This is a genomic window from Paraburkholderia sp. 40, from assembly GCF_050434105.1.
GTDB lineage: Bacteria > Pseudomonadota > Gammaproteobacteria > Burkholderiales > Burkholderiaceae > Paraburkholderia > Paraburkholderia tuberum.
This window is the reverse complement of sequence record NZ_JBNPVY010000004.1, coordinates 2,509,333-2,520,000: the sequence shown is the minus strand read 5'-3', so window position 1 is coordinate 2,520,000 and position 10,668 is coordinate 2,509,333. Positions and strand designations below refer to the sequence as shown.

Annotated in this window: 4 protein-coding genes, 2 tRNA genes and 2 rRNA genes (1 of these 8 only partly in view); 6 read left to right on the top strand and 2 right to left on the bottom strand. The window is 58.8% G+C overall.

The annotated features are described in order from the left end of the window. From OKW28_RS33415 to rrf, 4 genes are all read left to right on the top strand, one after another. Positions 1 to 27 (top strand) — tRNA-Ile (locus OKW28_RS33415); it begins 50 nt to the left of the window's first position. A gap of 53 nt (positions 28 to 80) precedes the next feature. Then, positions 81 to 156, top strand: a tRNA-Ala gene (locus tag OKW28_RS33410). A gap of 366 nt (positions 157 to 522) precedes the next feature. Further along, a 23S ribosomal RNA gene (locus OKW28_RS33405) occupies positions 523 to 3,404 on the top strand. 252 nt (positions 3,405 to 3,656) lie between these two features. Beyond that, a 5S ribosomal RNA gene (gene rrf, locus OKW28_RS33400) occupies positions 3,657 to 3,770 on the top strand. Positions 3,771 to 3,888: 118 nt separating this feature from the next. On the opposite strand, the gene OKW28_RS33395 is transcribed toward rrf, so the two are convergent. After that, the gene (locus OKW28_RS33395) at positions 3,889 to 5,085 is read right to left on the bottom strand and encodes a M20 aminoacylase family protein (RefSeq protein ID WP_429451843.1); all 1,197 of its coding nucleotides are present in this window, start codon (positions 5,083 to 5,085) and stop codon (positions 3,889 to 3,891) included. A gap of 186 nt (positions 5,086 to 5,271) precedes the next feature. On the opposite strand from OKW28_RS33395, the gene OKW28_RS33390 reads away from it, so the two are divergent. Both OKW28_RS33390 and OKW28_RS33385 read left to right on the top strand, forming a co-directional pair. After that, complete coding sequence (locus tag OKW28_RS33390) at positions 5,272 to 7,350, top strand: molybdopterin-containing oxidoreductase family protein (RefSeq protein ID WP_429451841.1); 2,079 nt, start codon at positions 5,272 to 5,274, stop codon at positions 7,348 to 7,350. 147 nt (positions 7,351 to 7,497) lie between these two features. After that, positions 7,498 to 9,171 (top strand): long-chain fatty acid--CoA ligase, encoded by a 1,674-nt coding sequence (locus OKW28_RS33385; RefSeq protein WP_429451839.1) that lies wholly within the window; start codon positions 7,498 to 7,500, stop codon positions 9,169 to 9,171. A 126-nt stretch (positions 9,172 to 9,297) separates the two neighbouring features. On the opposite strand, the gene OKW28_RS33380 is transcribed toward OKW28_RS33385, so the two are convergent. After that, complete coding sequence (locus OKW28_RS33380; RefSeq protein ID WP_429451837.1) at positions 9,298 to 10,503, bottom strand: porin; 1,206 nt, start codon at positions 10,501 to 10,503, stop codon at positions 9,298 to 9,300. Between the last annotated feature and the right edge of the window lie 165 nt (positions 10,504 to 10,668).

Below are 10,668 nucleotides of genomic sequence, written 5' to 3'. Positions count from 1 at the left end.
ATGGTTCGAATCCATCCAGACCCACCACGGTCTTGTCTGGTGAGCTGAAGGGCTGGGGCCGCTGGAATATCTGTGGGACTGGGGGATTAGCTCAGCTGGGAGAGCACCTGCTTTGCAAGCAGGGGGTCGTCGGTTCGATCCCGTCATCCTCCACCAATCCTCAATGCGCAGGGTTCTGCCTGAAGGCAGAGCGTTGCGCATTGGCGATTGAGCCAGTCAGAGCGGTATGAGGCACAGGCTTCATACCGGCTGCCGTTCTTTAACAATCAGGAAGAAGTAGTAAAGAGATTCACGAAAGCATACCTGGAGATGGGTGTGTGAGTAGGTGAATCAGGGTTGTGATTGTATCGATGTATTTTAAAGGTGATCGAAAGATTGCCTTGGAATACGGCGCAACACGAATACTCAACCTGTAACGGAACGTGAATGGTCGACTCCTTCGGGAACCTGTCCCCTCCGGGGATGGGACCAGAGTAAGCGCTAAAGCGCTAACACTGGTCGACAGAGACACACCCGTTATAGGGTCAAGCGAACAAGTGCATGTGGTGGATGCCTTGGCGATCACAGGCGATGAAGGACGCGGTAGCCTGCGAAAAGCTCCGGGGAGCTGGCAAACGAGCATTGATCCGGAGATGTCCGAATGGGGAAACCCACTCCTAATGGAGTATCCGTAGCTGAATCCATAGGCTGCGTGAGGCGAACGCGGTGAACTGAAACATCTAAGTAACCGCAGGAAAAGAAATCAACCGAGATTCCCAGAGTAGTGGCGAGCGAAATGGGATCAGCCTGTACACGTTATCTGTATTGTTAGTCGAACGCTCTGGAAAGTGCGGCCATAGCAGGTGATAGCCCTGTAGACGAAAACAGCATGGAAGAACTGGGTGTACGAGAAGTAGGGCGGGACACGTGAAATCCTGTCTGAAGATGGGGGGACCATCCTCCAAGGCTAAATACTCGTGATCGACCGATAGTGAACCAGTACCGTGAGGGAAAGGCGAAAAGAACCCCGGGAGGGGAGTGAAACAGATCCTGAAACCGCATGCATACAAACAGTCGGAGCCTCTGCGAAGGGGTGACGGCGTACCTTTTGTATAATGGGTCAGCGACTTACATTCAGTGGCGAGCTTAACCGATTAGGGCAGGCGTAGCGAAAGCGAGTCCGAACAGGGCGTCCAGTCGCTGGGTGTAGACCCGAAACCAGGTGATCTATCCATGGCCAGGTTGAAGGCACGGTAACACGTGCTGGAGGACCGAACCCACTAACGTTGAAAAGTTAGGGGATGAGCTGTGGATAGGGGTGAAAGGCTAAACAAACCTGGAAATAGCTGGTTCTCTCCGAAAACTATTTAGGTAGTGCCTCGTGTATCACCTTCGGGGGTAGAGCACTGTCATGGTTGTGGGGTCCATTGCGGATTACTACGCCATAGCAAACTCCGAATACCGAAGAGTGCAATCACGGGAGACAGACATCGGGTGCTAACGTCCGGTGTCAAGAGGGAAACAACCCAGACCGCCAGCTAAGGTCCCCAAATATGGCTAAGTGGGAAACGAAGTGGGAAGGCTAAAACAGTCAGGAGGTTGGCTTAGAAGCAGCCACCCTTTAAAGAAAGCGTAATAGCTCACTGATCGAGTCGTCCTGCGCGGAAGATGTAACGGGGCTAAGCCATATACCGAAGCTGCGGATGCACAGCAATGTGCATGGTAGGAGAGCGTTCCGTAAGCCTGCGAAGGTGCACTGGAAAGTGTGCTGGAGGTATCGGAAGTGCGAATGCTGACATGAGTAGCGATAAAGGGGGTGAAAGGCCCCCTCGCCGTAAGCCCAAGGTTTCCTACGCAACGTTCATCGGCGTAGGGTGAGTCGGCCCCTAAGGCGAGGCAGAAATGCGTAGCTGATGGGAAGCAGATTAATATTTCTGCACCATTGTGAAATGCGATGGGGGGACGGATCGCGGAAGGTTGTCCGGGTGTTGGAAGTCCCGGTCCTTGCATTGGAGAAGGCGCTTTGGCAAATCCGGGCGCGGAATTCAAGGGTGCGAGGCGAGTCGCTCAGGCGACGAAGCAACTGGAAGGGGTTCCAGGAAAAGCCTCTAAGCTTCAGTTTCACAGTGACCGTACCGCAAACCGACACAGGTGGGCGAGATGAGTATTCTAAGGCGCTTGAGAGAACTCGGGAGAAGGAACTCGGCAAATTGGTACCGTAACTTCGGGATAAGGTACGCCCTCATAGCCTGACTGGCCTGCGCCAGAAGGGTGAAAGGGTTGCAATAAACTGGTGGCTGCGACTGTTTAATAAAAACACAGCACTCTGCAAACACGAAAGTGGACGTATAGGGTGTGACGCCTGCCCGGTGCCGGAAGATTAAATGATGGGGTGCAAGCTCCTGATTGAAGTCCCGGTAAACGGCGGCCGTAACTATAACGGTCCTAAGGTAGCGAAATTCCTTGTCGGGTAAGTTCCGACCTGCACGAATGGCGTAACGATGGCCACACTGTCTCCTCCCGAGACTCAGCGAAGTTGAAGTGTTTGTGATGATGCAATCTCCCCGCGGCTAGACGGAAAGACCCCATGAACCTTTACTGTAGCTTTGCATTGGACTTTGAACCGGTCTGTGTAGGATAGGTGGGAGGCTATGAAGCGTGGACGCCAGTCTGCGTGGAGCCGTCCTTGAAATACCACCCTGATCTGTTTGAGGTTCTAACCTTGGCCCGTGATCCGGGTCGGGGACAGTGCATGGTAGGCAGTTTGACTGGGGCGGTCTCCTCCCAAAGTGTAACGGAGGAGTACGAAGGTACGCTAGGTACGGTCGGAAATCGTGCTGATAGTGCAATGGCATAAGCGTGCTTGACTGTGAGACTGACAAGTCGAACAGGTGCGAAAGCAGGTCATAGTGATCCGGTGGTTCTGTATGGAAGGGCCATCGCTCAACGGATAAAAGGTACTCTGGGGATAACAGGCTGATACCGCCCAAGAGTTCATATCGACGGCGGTGTTTGGCACCTCGATGTCGGCTCATCTCATCCTGGGGCTGTAGCCGGTCCCAAGGGTATGGCTGTTCGCCATTTAAAGAGGTACGTGAGCTGGGTTTAAAACGTCGTGAGACAGTTTGGTCCCTATCTGCCGTGGGCGCTGGATATTTGAAGGGGGCTGCTCCTAGTACGAGAGGACCGGAGTGGACGAACCTCTGGTGTACCGGTTGTCACGCCAGTGGCATCGCCGGGTAGCTATGTTCGGAAGAGATAACCGCTGAAAGCATCTAAGCGGGAAACTCGCCTTAAGATGAGATATCCCCGGGGCTTCGAGCCCCTTGAAGGGTCGTTCAAGACCAGGACGTTGATAGGTCAGGTGTGCACGTACAGTAATGTACTGAGCTAACTGATACTAATTGCCCGTAAGGCTTGATCCTATAACCGGTGTGTTTTGCGGTCAGCGTGAGCGCTTCAGCTGTCGGCCGGAGTTAGTGCTTCAGCACTTACTCCGGGCCCATGCAAAGCGCTTACCCGGACCCCACCCCCGAAGGGGGCAGGAACACGCACACGGTTGAGATCGGTGTTGTGCCAGAAACAACACAACCCCCACCCGAATCCTTTACGCTTCTTCCCGATTGGCTGTGGCGCAACCGGTTGACTCCAACCCTGCGACGCAGCAACCCGTCATGCCTGATGACCATAGCGAGTCGGTCCCACCCCTTCCCATCCCGAACAGGACCGTGAAACGACTCCACGCCGATGATAGTGCGGATTGCCCGTGTGAAAGTAGGTAATCGTCAGGCTCCTCCCCAGTCAGAAACCCCACCCGCCGCGGTGGGGTTTTTGCGTTTACACGGTCAAAATTAACAAACAGCATTGAAGCAAGCGACACCTCCGCCCGCCTCAACGCTTTTCAACTCTCTACTTCCCTTGCGCCAGAAACTTCTGCGCCAGTCGGACCCAATACGTCGATCCCACCGGCAACAACTCGTCGTTAAAGTCATAACTTGCGTTGTGCAGCATACAAGGGCCCGCGCCGTGGCCCGCCTCGCGGTGGCCGCCATCGCCGTTGCCCAAAAACGCATAGCAACCCGGTTTCGCCAGCAGCATGAACGAAAAATCCTCGGCACCCATGGTCGGTTCAACCGCGTCATCGACATTTTCCGCGCCAACGATCTCTTTCATGATCGACGCCGCAAAACGCGCTTCCTCGCTGCTGTTGATCGTCGGGGGATAGTTCCGGTGGAATTGGATCTGAACGGAGCAATCGTATGCTTCGGCTGTACTGTGCGCGATCTTGCGCATGCGTGACTCGATCAGGTCGAGCGTTTCTGTAGTGAAGGTCCGAACGGTCCCCGCGATCCAAGCGTCGTCCGGTACCACATTGACCGCATCGCCCGCATGTATCTGCGTTATCGACAATACCGCAGTATCCAGCGGCTTTTTGTTTCGCGTGATGATGCTTTGCAGCCCGTTGGCAATTTGCACCGCCGCAAAGACCGGATCACGGCCATTGTGCGGTAGCGCTGCATGCGAGCCGACGCCCTTGATTTCGATGCGAAATTCATTGCTCGACGCCATGATCGGGCCTTCGGTCACGCCGAAGTGGCCCGCCGGCATGCCCGGCCAGTTGTGAATGCCAAACACGGCGTCCACGGCGAATTTGTTGAACAAGCCGTCGTCCATCATAGCCTTCGCGCCGGCGCCGCCTTCTTCAGCCGGCTGGAAAATGAACACGATCGTGCCGTCGAAAGCACCATGTCTGGCCAGGTAGTGCGCGGCACCGAGCAGCATCGCCGTATGTCCGTCGTGCCCGCACGCATGCATCTTGCCGTCGTTCGTCGAACGATGATCGAAGCTGTTGAGCTCCTGGATCGGCAGCGCGTCCATGTCGGCTCGCAGGCCAATCGCGCGCGAGCCGTTACCTCGCTTCAATACGCCGACCACGCCCGTCTTGCCGAAACCACGGTGAGTCTCGATGCCCCAGGACTCGAGCGAACGCGCGACGAGATCAGCAGTCGCCGTCTCTTCGTAGCGCAGCTCCGGGTGGGCATGGATGGTTCGTCGAAGGGTCTGGATTTCGCCGCGAGCGGCCTGAATTTCGGGGATGAGTTTCATGATGGAGTGATTATGCGTTTGTGCTTGACGAGCCTGAGATCGCCGCGGACCACGTCGGCCCGGGCACTGCGGATAATTCATTCTACGCCGAAGGCATTTTTGGTGGCGCCGCCGAGTCGGCGGCCTATAGACGTAATAAAATTCCACTTTGCGCGACCGCTTACTGCTCGCCAGGACACATTGCCGATGAACGCCCCGACCGAATTCGCGCGCGCCGTGTGCCCGCACGATTGCCCCGACACCTGCGCGATGCGCGTGACAATCGACAATGGACGGGCGATCAAGGTCGCCGGCGATCCCGACCATCCGCCGACTCAGGGCGTGCTGTGCACGAAGGTCAGTCGTTACGCGGAGCGTGTATACCATCCGAACCGATTGACGACGCCCCTGAAGCGTGTCGGCCGCAAGGGCGAGGGCCGTTTCGAGCCAATCAACTGGGACGAAGCGTTCGACCTTGCCGCAAGCCGCCTCGGCGAGATTGTCCGTCGCGCGCCGGAAGCGATTCTGCCTTACAGCTACGCGGGCACGATGGGCTTGGTGCAGGGCGATAGCATCGCGCAACGCTTTTTCCACAAGCTCGGCGCCTCGCAATTGGATCGCGCGATTTGCGCGGCGGCCGGCGCTGCCGGCCTCAAATACACGTACGGCGCCGGCATCGGTATGCACACCGAGTTCTTCGCCGAGAGCGAGGTGATCCTGATCTGGGGAGCGAATCCGATCGCATCGAATCTGCATTTCTGGACGCGCGCGCAGGAAGCCAAGCGTCGCGGCGCCCGGCTGATCGCAATCGACCCGTATCGCTCGCTGACCGCGGAGAAATGCCATCAACACATCGCGCTAAAGCCAGGCACAGACGGCGCTCTCGCGCTCGGCATCATGAACGTCCTGATTACCGAGAATCTGCTCGACCACGGGTACATCGCGGCGCACACGCTGGGCTTCGCCGACTTGAAGGCGCGTGCGCTCAGCTATCCACTGTCTCGGGTTAGTGAAATCTGTAGCGTCGAAGAAGAGGAAATCGCCGATCTTGCGCGACTTTACGCCAGCACGCAGAAAGCCGCGATCCGCTTGAACTACGGTCTGCAGCGGGTGCGTGGCGGCGGCAATGCGGTGCGCGCAATCGCGTGTCTACCGTCGCTGACCGGCGCATGGCGCGAGCGCGCGGGCGGGGCGCTGCTGTCGTCGAGCGGTTGGGCACCGGTCGACTCGCACGCGTTGCAGCGTCCCGACCTGATGCCGGGTTGGCCGTCGAAGCCGAGCCGCGTGATCAATATGAATGCGATCGGCGACGCGTTGCTGCATCCGGGCGACGCGACGTTCGGCCCCAAGGTCGAGGCGATCGTGGTCTACAACTCGAATCCGGTCGCGGTCGCACCGGACTCCGAACGCGTCGCGGCGGGTTTTGCGCGCGAGGATCTGTTCACGATCGTGCTCGAGCATTTCCAGACCGACACCGCGGATTACGCCGACCTGCTGTTGCCTGCCACGACGCAGCTCGAGCATCTCGACGTGCACAAGTCGTACGGTCACACGCACGTGATGGTCAACCTGCCCGCCATCGCGCCATTCGGCGACGCACGGCCGAATACCGAGATCTTCCGCAGCCTCGCGCGCCGCATGGGCATGACGGAACCGGCGCTCTTCGACAGCGACGAAGCCGTCGCGCAAGCCGCATTTCGCTGGGACGACAAGACGCTGGACGGTGTCGACTGGACGATGCTGAAGCAAGCCGGCTGGGCCCGTCTCAATCTGCCTGACGCGCCATTTGCCGACGGTGGTTTTCGCACGCCATCCGGCAAGTGCGAGTTCTACAGCGAGCGCCTTGCGCAACAGGGCCTCGACCCGCTGCCAGACTACCTGCCACCCTACGAATCGGCCGACGGCGCGCCCGAACTGGCGGCCCGCTATCCGCTCGCGATGATTTCACCGCCCGCGCGCAACTTCCTGAACAGCACCTTCGTGAACATCGAGAGTCTGCGCGCGACGGAAGGCGAGCCGCATCTGGACATCCACCCTGCCGACGCGCACGCGCGCGGCATCGGCGACGGCGATCAGGTGCGCATCTTCAACGACCGCGGCTCGATGCAAGCGCGTGCCCGCGTGACCGACCGGGCGCGCGAAGGCCTGGTCGTCGGGTTGTCGATCTGGTGGAAGAAGCTCGCGCCGGACGGCCGCAACGCGAACCAGTTGACGAGCCAGGCACTCACCGATCTCGGCGGTTCGGCGACGTTTTACGACTGTCTCGTCGAAGTCGAGCGGGCCTGAAAGCCGCGCCGCACATTGAAGCTGGCGCCCAGTCTCGCAAGTTCGAGGCTGCCGTCTAACCTCATCGCTTTGCCCATTGGCCGCAATATGCCCATGCTACGATGCGTTTTTAGCACGACCATTCGAAAATAATTCAGGAGACGCTGCATGGAGAAAATCTGGCTGAAATCTTATCCGCCCGGCGTTCCAGCAGAGATCGACCCGACACGCTATTCGTCGGTGGCCGAGTTGCTCGAGGAAGCCTTTCGCGAACACCGCGCAAAGCCGGCGTTCGTGTGCATGGGCAAGCAGATCAGCTACGGTGAACTCGACGAGCTTTCGCGCAATCTTGCAGCGTGGCTGCAGTCGAAAGGGCTCACGCGCGGCTCGCGTGTCGCGATCATGATGCCGAACGTGCTGCAGTATCCAGTCGCGCTCGCCGCGATTCTGCGCGCGGGCTATGTGGTCGTGAATGTGAATCCGCTGTACACGCCGCGCGAACTCGAGCACCAACTGAAGGACAGCGGCACTGCGGCGATCATTCTGCTCGAGAATTTCGCGGGGACCTTGCAGGCAATCGTGCGCAATACGCCGGTCAAGCATGTGGTCGTCGCGGCGATGGGGGACCTGATGGGCATCAAAGGCCCGCTCGTGAACTTCGTCGTGCGCAAGGTCAAGAAGATGGTGCCGGCGTGGAGCCTGGCTGGGCACGTCAAGTTCAACGACGCGGTCTCGGAGGGCGCACGTCTGACGTTCAAGCCGGTCCAGCAGGGACCCGACGATATCGCGTTCCTGCAATACACGGGCGGCACCACCGGCGTGGCCAAGGGCGCGACGCTGCTGCACCGGAACCTGATCGCGAACGTGCTGCAGTCGGAGGTCTGGCTCAATCCGGTGCGCGCGAACCGCACGGATATCGATCAGTTCATTACGGTCGTCGCGTTGCCGCTGTATCACGTGTTCGCACTGACCGTGTGCGGGCTGCTGACGATCCGCACCGGCGGTCTCGGCGTGCTGATTCCGAATCCGCGCGATATCCCCGGCATGATCAAGTCGCTCGAGGGGTATGCGATCACGACGATTCCCGCGGTCAACACACTCTACAACGCGATGTTGAACAGCCCCGACATCCACAAGCTCGACTTCTCGAAGCTGCTGACCGCGAACGGCGGCGGCATGGCGGTGCAGGAGGCGGTCGCGAAGCGCTGGTTCGAGCTGACGCGCACGCCGATCGTCGAGGGCTACGGGCTGTCGGAAACGTCGCCGTGCGTGACCTGCAATCCCGTCACCGCCACCGAATACACCGGCACGATCGGCCTGCCACTGCCGTCGACCGAAGTCTCGATCCGCGACGACGAAGGCAACGAAGTGCCGCCCGGCCAGTCCGGCGAGATCTGCATCCGCGGCCCGCAGGTGATGGCGGGCTACTGGAACAGGCCCGACGAAACCGCCAAGGTGATGACGGCGGATGGCTTCTTAAAATCGGGCGACGTCGGCATCATGGGCGCGGACGGCTTTGTGAAGATCGTCGATCGCAAGAAGGACATGATTCTGGTGTCCGGCTTCAACGTGTATCCGAATGAAGTCGAGGACGTCGTCGCAAAGCTGCCGGGTGTGTTCGAAGTCGCGGCGGTGGGTGTACCGGATCAGCATTCCGGCGAGGCAGTGAAGCTGTTCGTCGTGAAAAAGGATCCGTCGCTGACCGACGAACAGATCTTCGCGTACTGCAAAACGCAACTGACCGGCTACAAGCGGCCGAAGGTCGTCGAATTCCGCACCGAGTTGCCGAAGAGCAATGTCGGCAAGATCCTGCGCCGCGAGTTGCGCGACGGCAGGGCTTAAGCGAGCCAAGAACATAAGCCCGGCGCACGAAAGTGCGACGGGCTTTTTGTTGCCCGTACAAAATCCGCGCATAAAAAAAGGCGCCCGAAGGCGCCTTTGAGACAAACTGCGTTTTTTTACGACTTATTAGAACTTGTGACGGATACCGACGCGAGCCGTGAACTGGTTGTTGGTCGTCGAACCGGTCAGGCCGTTGATGGCTGCCGTTGCCGCGACCACCTGGCCTGTCGCATTGACCGTGTCGCCCAGAGCGTGCTGGTACACGCCGACCAGGTACACGTCGGTACGCTTGGACAGGAAGTAGTCCACGCCCAGTGCGCCCTGATGGTACTGAGCACGCGAGTTGCCTTCGACCTGCGTGCCGCGCGTGTAGTCATACGCTGCGCCGACCAGCAGTGCCGGGGTCAACTGATACTTGAAGTTGATTTCGCCGTTGTTGAACGTTGCCTTCTGGCCAGTGAACGGCGACGCGAACGTCTTGCCGAGGTTGCTGAATTGGACGTTCGAATACGTCAGGCCGATGGTTGCCGCACCGAACGTATATGCACCGCCTGCGCCGATGACCTGGTACGTGTTAGCCGACGAGAAGCCGGCGTACACCGGGCTCGACACCGCGAAACCCGCCGGGTTCGCGGTTGAGAAACCGGCGCCTGGCGTGTTCGCTGCGATCGTGCCGCCGTTGTTGAACAGACCGCCCGACGCTGCCGGCGTCCGTGCGTTCAAATAACCCACGCCCAACTGCAGCGGACCGTTGTTATAGCCACCACCCAACGACCAGATCTGGTTGTGCGTAAAGTCACCGGCGACGCCGCCGAAGCTGTACGTACCGCCGAACGTCAGGCCGTTGTAGTTCGCGCTCGTGTACTTGACCGTGTTGTTGGTGCGATAAGCGTTGTTGAAGTTGTCGATATCGCCCGGATGAGCGGCGATGTAGCCGCCCCACTGATCACCCGCTTCGAACGGACCCACGTAGTCGACGACGGAATCGTACTGACGACCCAGCGTGACCGTGCCGAACTGGCTCGACAGACCGACATATGCCTGACGACCGAACATCAGGCCGCCTTGACCGAGCTTGCCATTCGTCGTGTCAAAGCCGTTTTCCAAAACGAACAGGGCCTTCAGACCGCCGCCCAGATCTTCCGTGCCACGCAGGCCGAAACGCGAGCCTTGCAGGACACCGCTGGACATGTTGTACAGATGCTTACCGCCCGAGTTGGTGTTCATGTTGATACCAACGTCAACGATGCCGTACAGGGTCACGCTGCTCTGAGCATGTGCGACGCCTGCGAATGCGCCCAGTGCTGCGAGAGCGAGAAGCGACTTTTTCATCGAATGATCTCCAAGGAATACGAATCTTTTGTACAAGGCGAAATATTTAATTAGTGCTGAGGGCCTTGCTGTCCAACTTCGCGAGAAGTTGCCACGTAATGTAACAAAAGGCATACATGGAACAAAGAAAAAGGAGTCGCTCCGGAAGGCCGCTGTTTCGTTTAC